General features: G+C 65.8%; 11 protein-coding genes and 1 tRNA gene. 6 read left to right on the forward strand and 6 right to left on the reverse strand.

Features of this window, described 5'->3' with window-relative positions:
• Nucleotides 1–129 precede the first annotated feature (129 nt).
• Genes AAHK21_RS04495 through AAHK21_RS04505 form a run of 3 tightly spaced genes read left to right on the forward strand, consistent with a single transcriptional unit; the run spans nucleotide 130 to nucleotide 5280 of the window.
• Nucleotides 130–2412 (forward strand): ATP-binding protein, encoded by a 2283-nt coding sequence (locus AAHK21_RS04495; RefSeq protein WP_367856559.1) that lies wholly within the window; start codon nucleotides 130–132, stop codon nucleotides 2410–2412.
• An 11-nt stretch (nucleotides 2413–2423) separates the two neighbouring features.
• Nucleotides 2424–2885, forward strand: a complete 462-nt coding sequence (locus tag AAHK21_RS04500; RefSeq protein ID WP_367856560.1) for a response regulator — start codon at nucleotides 2424–2426, stop codon at nucleotides 2883–2885.
• 10 nt (nucleotides 2886–2895) lie between these two features.
• Complete coding sequence (locus tag AAHK21_RS04505; RefSeq protein ID WP_367856561.1) at nucleotides 2896–5280, forward strand: response regulator; 2385 nt, start codon at nucleotides 2896–2898, stop codon at nucleotides 5278–5280.
• A gap of 54 nt (nucleotides 5281–5334) precedes the next feature.
• Here the strand turns inward: AAHK21_RS04505 and AAHK21_RS04510 are convergent.
• Nucleotides 5335–5409 (reverse strand) — tRNA-Gln (locus AAHK21_RS04510).
• Nucleotides 5410–5701: 292 nt separating this feature from the next.
• Here AAHK21_RS04510 and AAHK21_RS04515 point away from each other — a divergent pair.
• Together AAHK21_RS04515 and AAHK21_RS04520 are read left to right on the forward strand one after the other, a co-directional pair.
• Entirely contained in the window at nucleotides 5702–5944 is a 243-nt protein-coding gene (locus tag AAHK21_RS04515) for a hypothetical protein (protein ID WP_367856562.1), read from the forward strand.
• A 180-nt stretch (nucleotides 5945–6124) separates the two neighbouring features.
• Nucleotides 6125–7321, forward strand: coding sequence for an MFS transporter (locus AAHK21_RS04520; RefSeq protein WP_367856563.1), 1197 nt, complete (start codon nucleotides 6125–6127; stop codon nucleotides 7319–7321).
• A gap of 77 nt (nucleotides 7322–7398) precedes the next feature.
• On the opposite strand, the gene AAHK21_RS04525 is transcribed toward AAHK21_RS04520, so the two are convergent.
• Entirely contained in the window at nucleotides 7399–9213 is a 1815-nt protein-coding gene (locus AAHK21_RS04525) for an ABC transporter ATP-binding protein/permease (RefSeq protein WP_367856564.1), read from the reverse strand.
• Between the two features lie 160 nt (nucleotides 9214–9373).
• On the opposite strand from AAHK21_RS04525, the gene AAHK21_RS04530 reads away from it, so the two are divergent.
• Entirely contained in the window at nucleotides 9374–9829 is a 456-nt protein-coding gene (locus AAHK21_RS04530; RefSeq protein ID WP_367856565.1) for an N-acetyltransferase family protein, read from the forward strand.
• A gap of 81 nt (nucleotides 9830–9910) precedes the next feature.
• Here AAHK21_RS04530 and AAHK21_RS04535 read toward each other — a convergent pair whose 3' ends face one another.
• Genes AAHK21_RS04535 through AAHK21_RS04550 form a run of 4 tightly spaced genes read right to left on the reverse strand, consistent with a single transcriptional unit; the run spans nucleotide 9911 to nucleotide 15007 of the window.
• Nucleotides 9911–10114, reverse strand: coding sequence for a formate dehydrogenase subunit delta (locus tag AAHK21_RS04535; protein ID WP_367856566.1), 204 nt, complete (start codon nucleotides 10112–10114; stop codon nucleotides 9911–9913).
• Entirely contained in the window at nucleotides 10111–12987 is a 2877-nt protein-coding gene (fdhF, locus tag AAHK21_RS04540) for a formate dehydrogenase subunit alpha (RefSeq protein ID WP_367856567.1), read from the reverse strand. The genes AAHK21_RS04535 and fdhF overlap by 4 nt, the downstream gene beginning before the upstream one ends.
• A complete protein-coding gene (locus AAHK21_RS04545) occupies nucleotides 12984–14528 on the reverse strand; it encodes a formate dehydrogenase beta subunit (RefSeq protein WP_367856568.1) in 1545 nt (514 codons plus the stop codon). Before AAHK21_RS04545 ends, fdhF begins: the two co-directional genes overlap by 4 nt.
• Complete coding sequence (locus AAHK21_RS04550; RefSeq protein WP_046856314.1) at nucleotides 14522–15007, reverse strand: formate dehydrogenase subunit gamma; 486 nt, start codon at nucleotides 15005–15007, stop codon at nucleotides 14522–14524. Before AAHK21_RS04550 ends, AAHK21_RS04545 begins: the two co-directional genes overlap by 7 nt.
• Nucleotides 15008–15257 lie beyond the last annotated feature (250 nt).

A 15257-nucleotide genomic window follows, 5' to 3' on the forward strand; every position in this document is an offset into this window, starting at 1 on the left:
CACGATAGAATTTTCTTGCCTGGCAACGAAACCCCAGCACCTGGCGCCTTTCAAAACAAGCAGATCCGGCAAAGTAGCCGGCATTCTGATACCGTTCACCAGCAACATCCTGTGCAATACGCATGCGCCATGCGTGGACGGACCCTACAGGAGAGTCCCGTGACGACCGAACAGACCTCGCTCGAGCAGGCCATCGAGCGCTGTGCCCAGGAACCGATCCAGGTTCCGGGCAGCATTCAGCCACAGGGTTTCCTGTTGGTACTGGACGAGACCGACCTGCGTATTCTCCAGGCCAGCGAGAATGCCGAGCGCTGGCTGGGCGTACCTGCCCGCGCGCTGGCGGGCCAGGCCTTCGCCGAGCTGGTCAGCGCCAGCTTCGACCTGCGCGCCCGCCTGGCCAGCCTGCCCGACGACGAGATCTTCCCGTTTCACATCGGCGACACACACCTGCACCATGGTGCGCCTTGGCAAGCGCCGCTGCGGGTCCTGGCCCACCGCCACGACCAGGTGCTGATCCTCGAACTGGAACCGCACCGCGGTACTGCGCAGGGTAGCGAAAAGGACAACTACTACCCGCTGGTCCGCGCCTTCGTCAGCACCCTGCACCAGGTCACCAGCATCGACGAGTTGCTGCTGCAGTCCGTGCGCCAGATCAAACGCATCACCGGCTTTGGCCGGGTCAAGGCCTACCGCTTCGACAGCGAGGGCACCGGCACGGTCCTGGCCGAGGACGCCGACCCCGGCTACCCGAGCTACCTGGGGCTGTGCTTCCCGGCTTCGGACATCCCGCGCCAGGCCCGCGAGCTGTATCGGATCAACCGCATCCGGGTGATCGAGGACGCCAACTACCAGCCTTCGCCCCTGGTGCCGGCCAACAATCCGCGTACCGGCAAGGCCTTGGACATGAGTTTCGCCTCGCTGCGCAGCGTGTCGCCGGTGCACCTGCAGTACATGCGCAACATGGGCACCCTGGCGTCGATGTCGTTGTCCATCGTGGTCGATGACCAGCTATGGGGCCTGGTGTCCTGTCACCATGACCAGCCAAGGCCGGTGGATTTCCAGACCCGCACCGCCTGCGAACTGCTGGCCAATGTGCTGTCGTTGCAGATCGAGGCTATCGAGTCCCACGACAGCACACGCCAGCTGCTCGACTTGCGCCAGCGCATCGTGCGCATGCTCGGCTCGATGGCCGACCACGACAGTGTCAGCGATGGCCTGCTCGCCCAACCCGAAGTGATGCTGCAGTTCGCCGGGGCCTCGGGGGCGGCGATCATCAGCGCCGAGCGCTGCGACCTGATCGGCGCCACGCCGCCGGCGGCGCTGGTCAATGCCCTCGCGCACTGGCTGGCGCGGCGTGACGGCGAGGCGGTGTTCCATACCGACAACGTTCATCGTGACATCGAAGAGCTGCCCGAGCTGGCCCGGCATGCCGCCGGGGTAATGGCAGTCGCGATCTCGCAGATCCATTCGCACTATCTTGTATGGTTCCGGCCCGAGCAGGCCCACACGGTGAACTGGGCGGGCCGGCCGGAGAAGTCCGTAGGTTTGCAAGGCAATCTCAATCCACGGCACAGCTTCGAGCGCTGGCAGCAGGAAGTGCGTGGTTTCAGCGCGCCTTGGCACCCGCTGATCGTCGAAGGCGTATTGGAGCTGCGCGGCGCGGTGCTCGGCATCGTCTTGCGCAAGGCCGAAGAACTGGCACAGCTGGCCGGCGAGCTGAAGCGCTCGAACAAGGAACTCGAAGCCTTTTCCTACAGCGTGTCCCACGACCTGCGTGCTCCGCTGCGGCACATCGCCGGCTACAGCGAACTGCTCGGCGAAATAGAGGGGGAGCAGCTCTCCGAGCGCGGCAAGCGCTTCCTCGGCCATATCGAGGATGCCGCGCAGTTCGCCGGCACCTTGGTGGACAACCTGCTCAACTTCTCGCAGATGGGCCGTTCGGCGCTGCGCCTGTCCGACGTCGACCTCAATACCCTGGCCGACACCATCCGCACGGAGCTGGTACCGGACTATGCCGGGCGCGACATCGTCTGGGAAATCGCCGACCTGCCCAAGGTGATCGCCGACCCGGCCTTCATCAACATGGTCCTGCACAACCTGATCGCCAATGCCATCAAGTACACCCGTGGCCGCTCGCCCGCGCGCATCGAGATCGGCGCGGTGCGCCACCGGCACGAGCTCGAGTTCTATGTGCGCGACAATGGCGTGGGCTTCGACATGGCCTATGTCGACAAGCTGTTCGGCGTGTTCCAGCGCCTGCACCGCATGGAAGAGTTCGAAGGCACCGGGATCGGCCTGGCCAGCGTGCGCCGCATCATCGAGCGCCACGATGGCCGGGTGTGGGCCGAGGGCCGCATCAACCAGGGCGCCAGCTTCCACTTCACCCTGCCACTCAACCCAAAGTCTGCCTGAGGCCGGACATCATGCTCAAACCTATCCTGCTGGTCGAAGACAACCCCAGAGACCTCGAACTGACCCTGCTCGCCCTTGAGCGCAGCCAACTGGCCAACGAGGTGGTCGTGGTGCGCGACGGCGCCGATGCGCTGGACTACCTGCTGCGGCGCAACACCTTTGCCGGACGCGACGGCGGCAACCCGGCAGTGATGCTGCTGGACCTGAAGCTGCCCAAGGTCGATGGCCTGGAAGTACTCAAGGTGGTGCGCGAAACCGCCGAGTTGCGCAGCATCCCCATCGTCATGCTGACGTCCTCGCGCGAGGGGCCGGACCTGAGCCGGGCCTATGAGCTCGGGGTCAATGCCTATGTGGTCAAGCCTGTGGAGTTCAAGGAGTTCGTCACCGCCATCTCCGACCTGGGCATGTTCTGGGCGGTGCTCAACGAGCCACCACCCGGTTCGCTGCGCCTGAACCGTCGCGGCAGCAACTGAGGCGGACACGATGCAGCTTACTCCGCTGAAACTGCTGATGGTCGAAGACAGCGCCATGGATGCCGAGCTGATCCTGGTGCGCCTCGAGCGCAGCGGGTTTCAGGTGCAATCACGGCTGGTGTTCGACCATGTCGGTGCCAAGCACGCCCTGGGCGAGTCCTCGTACGACCTGATCCTGTGCGATTGCGTGCTGCCGAGCTCCTCCGGCGCCGATGTGCTGGCCATCGCCCAACGCCTGGCGCCACACATTCCGTTCATCTTCCTCTCCGGCATCTACGGCGAAGAGCACGCGGTGGAGATGATCCGCCTCGGCGCCACCGACTACGTCCTGAAGAAGAACCTGCCACTGCTGCCCAAGGCCGTGCGCCGGGCGCTGACCGAAGTGCAGGAACGCCAGCGTCGACGCCGCGCCGAAGAGGCCCTGGCCGAAGCGGAGGCGCGTGCCCGCATCGCCATCGATGCCGCCGGCATGGGCACCTGGGACTACCGCCCGCAGGACGGGCAGCTGGTCTGGGACGACCGCTGCAAGATGCTGTTCGGCCTGCCCAGCGACACCCGGATGACGATCGAGGTGTTCTACGCCGGCATCCACCCCGACGACCAATCCCGTGTGCGTAACGCCGTCGAGCAGGCCATGCGGTCTGACAGCGATGGCCATTACCGGGCAGAGTTCCGTATCGCGCAACCCGGCGCACTGGAACCGCGCTGGCTGCTCTCCACCGGCCAGACCCAACTCGTCGACGGCCTGTGCGTGCGCTTTTCCGGGGTGCTGCAGGACATCCACCAGCAGCGCCAGGCCACGCGGGCGCTGGAGCAACTCAACGAGATGCTCGGCGAGCGGGTCGAGCGCCGCACCCGCGAGCGCGACCGCGCCTGGGAACTGTCCCAGGACCTGCTGGCGGTACTCAACAAGGACCTGACCCCGGTAGCCCTCAACCCGGCCTGGGAAGCCGCGCTGGGCTTTCCCCGTGAGCGGTTGGCGCAGATCTCGCTGCTGCAGCTGCTGCCAGAAGCCGACCAGGAAACCTTCCTCACCGAGCTGGCCGCGCTCTCCCAGGGGCGCACCAGCGCCCGCTTCGTCGGTCGCATCCTGCATGCCGAAGGCCAGCAGCGCTGGCTGTCGTGGGTGGTGGTGCCGGACGACAACCTGCTGCATGTGGTTGCCCGCGACATCTCCAGCGAACGCGAGGCGGTGCTGGACCTGGCCGAGGCCAACGAACGCCTGCGTGAACAGATCGCCGAGCGCGAACGCATCGAGGCCGCGCTGCAGCAGATGCAGCGCCTGGAAGCGGTGGGCCAGCTCACCGCCGGAGTGGCGCACGACTTCAACAACCTGCTGACGGTGATCCTCACCGGAGCCAGCTTCCTGCAGAACGACCTGGACAAAGGCCTGCTGGACAAGGCCCACAAGCGCCTGCAGCACATTCGCGAGGCGGGCGAGCGCGGGGCCAAGCTGACCAGCCAGTTGCTGGCGTTTTCGCGCAAGCAACGCCTGGAGCCGGTGCCGTTGAACCTCAATCGCACGCTGGCGGGGCTGGAGGAACTGCTGCGCCGCACTCTGGGTGGCAGCGTCGCAGTGCGCCTGGAGCTCGATGCTGGGCTATGGCAAGCCCTGACCGACCCGACCCAGACCGAGATGATCATCCTCAACCTGGCAATCAATGCCCGCGACGCCATGCCCGAGGGTGGCCAACTGACCCTGGCCACGCGCAACACCCGGGTCAACACCCGTCCACAACGCCCGGAGGACCCGGAGCCCGGCGAGTACGTGGTACTGAGCATCCGCGACAGTGGCTGCGGCATGAGCGAGGAAGTGCTGGCCAAAGCCTTCGAGCCGTTCTTCACCACCAAGGACATCGGCAAGGGTTCGGGCCTGGGGCTGGCGCAGGTGTTCGGCTTCGCCAAACAGATCGGGGGGGGCGTGCGCATTGATACAACGCCAGGTCACGGCACGTTGGTCAGTGTCTACCTGCCAGCGGTGAAGGTGCGTGCCGATGCGCTCACGGCAGGCGAGGACGATGTGCGCCCGCTTTTCGCCCGAGGGACCGAGCGTCACATCCTGCTGGTTGACGACGACCATCTGGTGCGCGAGATGATCGGTGACCTGCTGCAGCGCCAGGGCTACGAGGTACACCAGGCGCACAACGGTACACAGGCCATGGCCCTGCTCGATGAACGCATTGACCTGCTGCTCACCGACTTCGCCATGCCGGAGTTCAATGGTGCTCAACTGGCGCTGGCGGCCCGCGAGCGCTTTCCGCACCTGCCCGTGGTGTTCCTCACCGGTTACGCCCAGTTGCAAGGGCTGGAGTTGCCGGGATGCCAGGTGGTGCAGAAACCGGTGCACGAACACATCCTCGCCCAGGTGCTGGCCGAGTCGCTGGAAAACAGGTAGGCAGAAACGAAAAAATCGCCGAAAGGCGATTGAGGAGAGAATACAGCTTGGAAATGGCAGGGGCGGCTGGATTCGAACCAACGCATGGCAGGATCAAAACCTGCTGCCTTACCGCTTGGCGACGCCCCTGTATCGGATCTGGCGAATGACTGATCATCGCCTCACTGACAACCCTTGGCAGCTCCGTGTGTTGCTGCTCGGGAATGGCCGGCACTTTAACAACCTTTTTTCGAGGTGGGAAGCTTTTTTTTTAAAAAAAACGCAGGAAAACAGCAAGTTAGTTGTATCAGCCTGCTTTCGAGAGGGTTCTCGCGGCGCATCCGACAACCGCTCGTCGCAATTCCACCGCCTCGCTTCAACACAATCGCATTCCTCCATTCCAATCAGATAGAGCCCATCGGCGCATCACAAGGAGGACGCCATGCCCGTTTCCCATGACCTCTACCAGGACCTGCACTACCCACGCGAAATCGTCCAGCAGCGCCGCCAGCAAGACCCGCAGCTCGACCGCCTGCTGGACGAGTACATGGACATCGACAACCAGGTGCTGGCCGCCGAATCGATCTCGGCAGGCAACTTTGTGGACGAAGACCTGCGCCATCTCAAGGAGCGCCGTCTGGCGGTCAAGTACATGATCGAGCGCCAGCTCGAGCACAGGACCTGACCTATCGCTTTTCACGATCAGTGCCCGGCAGATGCGGCCCTGGGCAAGAGCCTGGACGGCGCCATCGCCTATCTGATGCGTACGCCCAGCCGGGCAGTTGCATCAGCAGGGGGCAGCCTGAGCCCGCTCGATGAGGCCACTATTGTCTAGAGTGAAATCGGAGCAACGCCGAGATCACCCATGAACAGTGTTCCGCACTCGCGCCGCCGCCACAGCCTCGCCCTCATCCCCCGCAGCGTCTGGGCCCTGGGTTTTGTCTCGCTACTGATGGACATCTCTTCGGAGATGATCCACGCCCTCCTCCCGCTGTACATGGTTAGCGTGCTCGGCACATCGGTGCTGGCCGTCGGCCTGATCGAAGGTATCGCCGAGGCGACGGCGGCGTTTACCAAGGTGTTCTCCGGGGCCCTCAGCGACCGCCTGGGCAAGCGCAAGCTGCTGACGGTGATCGGCTACGGCCTGGCTGCCGTGACCAAGCCGGTGTTCCCGCTATCCCCTGGGCTGGAATGGCTGACCGCTGCGCGTTTTCTCGACCGTGTCGGCAAGGGCATCCGTGGCGCGCCGAGGGATGCGCTGATTGCCGATGTCACTCCCGCCGAACTGCGCGGCGCAGCATTCGGCCTGCGCCAGGCGCTGGATACGGTCGGGGCCTTTTTCGGGCCATTGCTGGCGATCCTGTTGATGTGGTTGACCGCGAGCCACTTCCAGACGGTGTTCTGGGTGGCGGTAATCCCCGCATTTATGGCGCTCTATGTGTTGATCGCCTTCGTTCGCGAGCCCGACAAGCCCGCAGCGACAAGTGCGCGCGCCGCTCCCCTGGCATTGCGTGAGCTGGCCCGGCTGGGCAACCGTTACTGGCGCCTGGTCATGTTGGCCACGCTGTTCACCCTGGCACGCTTCAGCGAGGCCTTTCTGCTGCTGCGCGGTCAGGCGCTAGGCCTTGCGGCACTGTGGGCGCCAGCCGTGCTGGTGCTGATGGCGCTGGCATATGCACTGTCGGCCTACCCCGCCGGCGCACTCTCCGACCGGATCGGGAGGCAGGGTGTGCTGATGGCCGGGCTGGCCCTGCTGGTAATGGCCGATCTGCTGCTGGCCTGGTTGCCGGGCCTACCCGGCCTGGTGCTGGGCGTTACCCTGTGGGGATTGCACATGGGCTTTACCCAGGGCGTGTTCAGCGCCCTGATCGCCGACAGCGCGCCCGAGGCGCTGCGCGGGACTGCGTTCGGCGTGTTCTACCTGGTGACCGGGGTGGCGTTGCTGGTAGCCAGTGTGCTGGCCGGTGGTTTGTGGGACTGGGCGGGGTACCGGGCGACGTTCATGGTGGGGGGCGGGTTCGCTCTGATCACGCTGGCCGGGCTGTGGTTTACCCGACGCTAAAACTGGCAGGACCAATCTCATTGCCTGGACTGCGCCATAGCGGGGCAAGCCCGCTCAAGGATGCGGGCGTCCTGGAATCACGGGGTCATGGCTGACGGCTGCGGCTCCAGGAGCGACCAGCCCCCCTGCCCGTCCACCTCCAGGCGATGGGAATGGAACGCCGCCAGGGTGCTGCGGTGCCCGACGCTGACCAGCAGCGTCGCCGGCAACGCCTCACGCAACAGCGAATACAAGGCATGCTCCAACCCTTCGTCCATGGCCGAAGTCGACTCGTCGAGGAACACCACCTGCGGCCGGTTGAACAGCACTCGGGAAAACGCCAGACGCTGCTGTTCGCCCAGCGACAGGATGCGCGACCAGTCACGCGGCTCGTCCAGTCGCTCGGCCAGGTGGGCAAGATTGACCTGGCGCAGGGCCTGTTGCATGCGCGCATCGTCCCCAGGCTCGCCCTGCGCCGGATAGGCGATGGCAGTACGCAGGTCACCCAACGGCAAGTACGGACGTTGCGAGAGGAACAGCGCCTGGGTCCCCAACGGCCGCCTGACCTCACCGTCGGCATGGGGCCACAGGCCCGCCAGGGCGCGCAGCAAGGTGGTCTTGCCGCTGCCCGAAGGTCCCTTGATCAACAGCGCCTGGCCGCTGTGCAGGTTCAGGTCGAGATCGGTGATCAGCGCGTGGCCGTCGGGCCGACGCACCTGCAAGCCATGGATGCCCAGCGCATGCGCCTGGTCCACGGTGGTCACCCGTGGCAACTCACTGGCCTGCTGGTTGGCATCGAGAAACCCGGTCAGACGGTCGAGGGTGGCACGATACCGGGCGAAGGTGTCGTAGGACTCACGGAAGAACGACAGTGAATCTTGCACCTGGCCGAAGGCCTGGGCCGTCTGCATCACGTCGCCGAGCTTGATCGCGCCACTGAAAAAGCGCGGCGCCTGGAGGATGAACGGGAACACCACCGCCACCTGGCTTACACCCAGGTTGAACCCGCTGAACTTGAGGTTCCGGAATACCAGGGCCCAGGCGTTGCCGATCAAGGCGAAGAAACGCCCGAGCAAGGTGCCGCGCTCCACCTGCGCGCCCTGATAGAAGGCGATGTTCTCGGCGTTCTCGCGCAAGCGCATGAGCGCGTAGCGGAAGTTGGCGGTGAGTTTCTCGTTGAGGAAATTCAGACGGATCAGCGGCTGGCCGAGGCGAAAGGCGATCCAGGTGGCGATCAGCACATAGATGTAGACAGCAAACACCATCGCCCGGGGAATTTCGACGCCGGCCACGGCCAGTGGTGCCGACAGGCTCCAGAGAATGCCGGTGAACGCCACCAGCGACACCACCGCGCCAACCGCCCCCAGCGCCAGGGAAAGGGAACCGGTGACGAAGTTGTTCACGTCAAGCTCGATACGCTGGTCGGGGTTGTCCACGGGTTCTGCGAGAAACTGTCCACGGTAGTAGGCATCGCCGTGCATCCAGTCGGCGGTCAGGCGCTCGGTGAGCCACACCCGCCAGCGGATGTTGAATGCCTGGGTCACATAGAAGGTGACCAGCGAACGCAGTACATGGATGGTCGCCAGCACCGCGAACACCCCGAGCATGTACCAGAACGCCGTCTGGTCCAGGGCCTGCAAGGCGCTATAGAAACCGTTGTACCAGAACGAGAACAGCACGTTCAGGCGCACCGCGAACAACGTCAGCACCAGCAGCAGGGCGAAGGCCAGCAGCGGGCGCCAGCTGCGGCGCCAACTGAAATAAGGCCCGGCCAGGTGCCAGAACTGAGCGCCCCAGCGAGTGCAGCGCACCGCCAGGAAGGCGGCAGCGATGAAGCAGCCAAGGGTGACCAACGAGACGATCGCCAGCCAGCTCAGGCTCGCTTGCAGGGCCTGGTGCCAGTTCATGTCCATGGTGGGCTTCCGTCAGGGTGTTTTTGCGAGCGTAGCACTGGCTATTCGTTAACCCTGCGAACATGACGGACATTTCATCCAGGCCATGCGCTGCGCCAACATCTGTGCAGGACGTATCCGGGCGCGGATAATCCCGGCACCTTCATCGTAGAGCCCCACCATGCATATTCGCCTTGCTGGACTACAGGACCTGCCGGCACTGATCGCCATCGACAGCGTTGCCCGCCAAGACCCGCAGCGTGCCGAGCAAATTGCCGACTGGCTCGCGCAGTACCGTTGCCTGGTGGCCGAGGTACAAGGCAAGGTGGCCGCCTATGCGGTGATGCACCGGCACTTCTTCGGTTGTGCGTTCATCGAGATGCTGATGGTTGGCGAAAACCATCGGCGCGCTGGGCTGGGGGCCGCGCTACTGGCCTGCATACAAGCCGATTGCCGTGGGCAGAAGCTGTTCACCTCGACCAATCGTTCCAATGAGCCGATGCGCCGGTTGCTGAAGCGCCAGGGCTTCGTCGCAAGCGGCGTAGTCGAAAACCTCGACGAAGGGGATCCGGAGCAGATCTATTGCTGCCGATCGGATCAAGGCGGGCGCCCGCCGGCGGCCACAGGGCACCGCTGACGCGGCGCATCGCCGGCAAGCCGGCTCCCACAACGACCGCATCAGCCTCAAGCCATGCGCCATCCTGCGGGAGCAGGCGAGCTACGCCAAAGCCTCCCGCACCTTGGGGTCGAGCCCCTCGCCTGCATGGGCCTCGATCCACGCCAGCAACTGCCGGCGCATGGCCGGCGTCCAGAAGCTCTGCAGATGCTGCTTCACCCCCTGCACCGCCTTGGCATGATCCGGCTCACTGTCGAAGTAATGGGCGATCTGGTTGGCCATCTTCACCAGGTTGTCGCTGCTCATCGGCGCACCTCCGCCTTTTCCGCCTGACGCCGCTCCTTGAGCAAGCGCCGCTGCTCGTCGCTGAAGCTCTGGTAGCGCTTCTGCCATTCCGACGGCTGGAACACCTTCACCACCTCCACTGCGGTGACCTTGTATTCCGGGCAGTTGGTGGCCCAGTCGGAGTTGTCGGTGGTGATCACGTTGGCCCCCGACTCGGGGAAGTGGAAGGTGGTGTACACCACCCCCGGCGCCACCCGGCTGCTGACCCTGGCGCGCAGCACGCTCTGCCCGGAGCGGCTCCCTACGCCCACCCAATCGCCGTCAGCGATGCCGCGGCTCTCGGCATCGCTGGGGTGGATCTCCAGCCGGTCCTCGTCGTGCCAGGCGACATTGCTGGTGCGCCGGGTCTGCGCGCCGACGTTGTACTGGCTGAGGATGCGCCCGGTGGTCAACAACAGCGGATAACGGCTGTTGACCTTCTCGTCGGTAGGCACGTAGCCGGTGAGCATGAAGCGCCCCTTGCCGCGCACGAACTGCTCGATGTGCATGGTAGGCGTGCCGTCGGGGGCGGCGTCGTTGCATGGCCACTGCAGGCTGCCGTGGCGGTCGAGCTCGGCATAGCTGACCCGGCGGAAGGTCGGGGTCAGGCGGGCGATTTCGTCCATGATCTGCGACGGATGCTGGTAGTCCATGTGATAGCCCAGGGCGTCGGCCAAGGCCAGGGTCGCCTCCCAGTCGGCCTTGCCGGCCAGCGGTTCCATCACCTTGCGCACCCGCGAGATGCGCCGCTCGGCATTGGTGAAGGTGCCATCCTTTTCAAGGAACGAGCTGCCCGGCAGGAACACATGGGCGAACTTGGCTGTCTCGTTGAGGAAGATGTCCTGCACCACCACGCATTCCATCGCCAACAGCGCGGCGGTGACGTGCTGGGTGTTGGGGTCGCTCTGGGCAATATCCTCACCCTGGCAGTACAGCGCCTTGAAGCTGCCGTCCAGCGCAGCTTCGAACATGTTGGGTATGCGCAGGCCCGGGTCGGGCTGCAGGGTCACGCCCCAGGCCTGCTCGAACTCGGCGCGCACGCTTTCGTTGGAGATATGCCGGTAGCCGGGCAACTCGTGGGGGAACGAGCCCATGTCGCACGAGCCCTGCACGTTGTTCTGCCCGCGCAGCGGGTTCACCCCCACCCCTTCGCGGCCGATGTTGCCGGTGGCCATGGCCAGGTTGGCGATGCCCATTACCGCGGTGCTGCCCTGGCTGTGCTCGGTCACGCCCAGGCCATAGTAGATCGCCGCATTGCCGCCGGTGGCGTACAGCCGGGCGGCAGCGCGGATCTGCTCGGCGGGCACGCCGCACACCGGGCCAAGCACTTCAGGTGCGTTGTCGGGCTGGGCGACGAAGTCGCGCCAGCGCGCGAAGTCCTCGGTTTCGCAGCGGGCATCGATGAAGCGCTGATCGAGCAGGCCCTCGCTGACGATCACATGGGCCAGGGCGTTGAGCATGGCCACGTTGGTACCCGGACGCAGTTGCAGGTGCAGTTCGGCGCGGGCATGCGGCGCATCGACCAGGTCAATACGCCGCGGGTCGATGACGATCAATCGCGCGCCCTGGCGCAGGCGGCGCTTGAGCTGCGAGCCAAACACCGGGTGCGCGTCGGTGGGGTTGGCACCGATCACCAGCACCACGTCGGCCTGCATCACCGAGTCGAAGCTCTGGGTGCCGGCGGACTCACCCAGGGTCTGCTTGAGGCCGTAACCGGTTGGCGAATGGCAGACCCGCGCGCAGGTGTCGACGTTGTTGTTGCCGAAGGCCGTGCGCACCAGTTTCTGCACCAGGTACGCCTCTTCGTTGGTGCAGCGGCTGGAGGTGATCCCACCGATCGAATCTCGTCCGTACTTGAGCTGGATGCGCCGCAACTCGCTGGCGGCATAGGTGACCGCCTCGTCCCAGCTGACCTCTTGCCACGGGTCCTCCAGGCGCTTGCGAATCATCGGCTTGGTGATGCGGTCCGGGTGCGTGGCGTAGCCCCAGGCGAAGCGGCCCTTGACGCAGGCATGGCCGTGGTTGGCGCCGCCATTCTTGTCCGGGACCATGCGCACTAGCTGGTCGCCCTTCATCTCGGCGCGGAACGAGCAGCCCACGCCGCAATAGGCACAGGTGGTGATCACCGCGCGCTCGGGCTGGCCGAGCTGGATCAGGCTTTTCTCGCTCAGGGTCGCCGTCGGGCAGGCCTGCACGCAGGCGCCGCAGGACACGCATTCGGAGCTGAGGAAATCGTCACCGCCGGCCGCCGCCACGCGCGAGTCGAAACCGCGCCCGGTGATGGTCAGGGCGAAGGTGCCCTGGATGTCTTCGCAGGCACGCACGCAGCGGCTGCAGACGATGCACTTGCTCGGCTCGTAGTCGAAGTACGGGTTGGAAACGTCCTTGTGTTCGTCCAGGTGATTGGCGCCGTCATAGCCATAACGCACCTCGCGCAGGCCGACCTGGCCGGCGACGGTCTGCAGTTCGCAGTTGCCGTTGGCCGAACAGGTCAGGCAGTCCAGCGGATGGTCAGAGATATATAGTTCCATCACGTTGCGGCGCAGATCGGCCAGGCGTGGCGTCTGCGTGCGTACCACCATGCCCTCGCCTACCGGGGTGGTGCAGGACGCCGGGTAGCCGCGCATGCCATCGATCTCGACCAGGCACATGCGGCACGAGCCGAAGGCCTCGAGGCTGTCTGTGGCGCACAGTTTGGGGATGCTGGTGCCGAGCATGGCCGCGGCGCGCATCACCGAGGTGCCGGCAGGCACGCTGATCGAACGGCCGTCGATGACCAGGCTGACCTGCACCTCGCTGATGCGTTGCGGGGTACCCAGGTCGAGGTCGCTGCTGGGGTCGAAGTAATTGATCATTGCGCGGCCTCCAGGCCGAAATCGGCGGGGAAGTGCTTGAGGGCGCTGACCACCGGGTACGGGGTCATCCCGCCCATGGCGCACAGCGAGCCGTACTGCATCGTGTCGCACAGGTCGCGCAGCAACCCCGCCTGGCTTTCGCGGTAGGCCGGGTCGGTGCTGGCGATCAGCCGGTCGACCACTTCCACGCCGCGGGTCGAACCGATCCGGCACGGCGTGCACTTGCCGCAGGATTCTTCGGCGCAGAACTGCAGGGCGAAGCGGGCCATGCCGGCCATGTTGAGGGTGTCGTCGGCCAGCACCACACCGCCGTGGCCGAGCATCGCGCCAATGGCGGCGAATGCCTCGTAGTCCAGCGGCGTGTCGAACTGTTCAGGCGGCACCCAGGCACCCAGCGGGCCGCCGACTTGCGCCGCCTTGATCGGCCTGCCACTGGCGGTGCCGCCACCGTAGCCTTCCACCAACTCACGCAGGGTCAGGCCGAAAGCGCGCTCCACCAGGCCACCCTGGCGGATATTGCCGGCCAACTGGAACGGCAAGGTGCCGAGCGAGCGGCCCATGCCGAAGTCGCGGTAATAGGCCGCGCCTTTGGCCAGGATGATCGGTACCGAGGCCAGGGTGAGCACGTTGTGCACCAGCGTCGGTTGGCCGAACAGGCCCTCCAGCGCCGGCAACGGCGGCTTGGCGCGGACGATGCCGCGCTTGCCCTCCAGGGACTCAAGCAGCGCGGTTTCCTCGCCACAGATATAGGCACCCGCGCCGACCCGCACCTCCAGGTCGAAGGCCACGCCGCTGCCGGCGACATCCAGGTAACCGGCCTCGCGAGCCAGCAGGACCGCCTCGTTGAGTGCGCGCACCGCATCGGGGTACTCCGAGCGCACATAGATGTAGCCCTTGCTCGCCCCCACGGCGAGGCCGGCGATGATCATGCCCTCGATCAACAGGAACGGGTCGCCCTCCATCAGCATACGGTCGGCGAAGGTACCGGAGTCGCCCTCGTCGGCATTGCACACCACGTACTTCTGCACAGCCGGCGCCTGGCGCACGGTGCGCCACTTGATGCCCGCCGGGAAGGCCGCGCCACCTCGGCCACGCAGGCCCGAATCGAGCACCGCCGCGACCACTTCGTCGCCGTCCAGCAGGGTGGCCTGGCGCAGCCCCTCGAAGCCACCGTTGGCGTGGTAGTCATCCAGCGACAGCGGCCGGGTGATGCCGGCGCGGGCGAACAACAGGCGCTGCTGGGTTTTCAGGTAGGGAATGTCCTCGACCGGCCCCAGCGCCAGCGCATGGCCGGCGTGGTCGCCCGCCAGGGCATCGAGCAAACCGGGGACATCCTCGGGCGCTACCGGCCCGAAGCCCAGCCGGCCTTGCGCAGTGTCCAGCTCTACCAGCGGCTCCAGCCAATACAGGCCACGGGAGCTGGTGCGCTTGATGCGTATCGGCAGGTTGCGCTGCGCCGCCTCGCGGGCCACCGCATCGGCCACTTGGTCGGCACCGACTGCACGGGCCAGCGAATCACAGGAGATGCACAGGTTCAACATGCCTTCACCTCCTCTCGGCAGCTCGCTACCAGCGCCCGCAGGCGTTCCGGAGTGACGCGGGCGTGGAGCTGGCCATCGAGCTCCAACGCCGGCGAGCAGGCACAGGCACCCAGGCAGTACACCGGGCGCAGGTCGAGCGCACCGTCTTCGCTGCGGCCATGATCATCCAGCCCGAGCTGCTCGCGCAATTGCGCGGCCAGCGCCTCGGCGCCACGGCTCTGGCAGGACTCGGCGCGGCACAGGCGCAGGGTATGGCGGGCCGGCGGTGTGGTACGGAAATCGTGGTAGAAGCTGAGCACCCCGCGCACCTCGGCCTGGCTGAGATTGAGGGCATGGGCGATCTCGGCGACGGCGATGCCGGGGATGTAGCCGGCGCCGGCCTGGATGGCGTGGAGGATCGGCAACAAGGCGCCGGGGGTGTCCTTTTCACGGGCCAGGACACGCTGGATCAGTGGCAGGTGGTTCAACTCATCAGGCATACAGCGGACCTCGGCAACCCGGCCCGGCCCTGATCGCGGGCCAGTGTCCGGCGGTGTTCAGCTGCGGTGCGCCGGCCGCGTCACGGTGGCGGCAGGCCAGGCACCCTCCTTGCCTGTGGCCATGCGTCTTGCTGCGCGCGGTCCACGGGCATCCTCAGAGCATGGCAGCTATTGCGCGAAGAGGTTGTGCGCGGGCGACCCGGCGCGTCCTGAAACCGACCATTGATGGGGCGCGGAGCGGCCCCCGCAT

The sequence above is a fragment of the Pseudomonas sp. TE50-2 genome (assembly GCF_040813665.1).
In the GTDB taxonomy this organism is placed as follows: domain Bacteria; phylum Pseudomonadota; class Gammaproteobacteria; order Pseudomonadales; family Pseudomonadaceae; genus Aquipseudomonas; species Aquipseudomonas soli.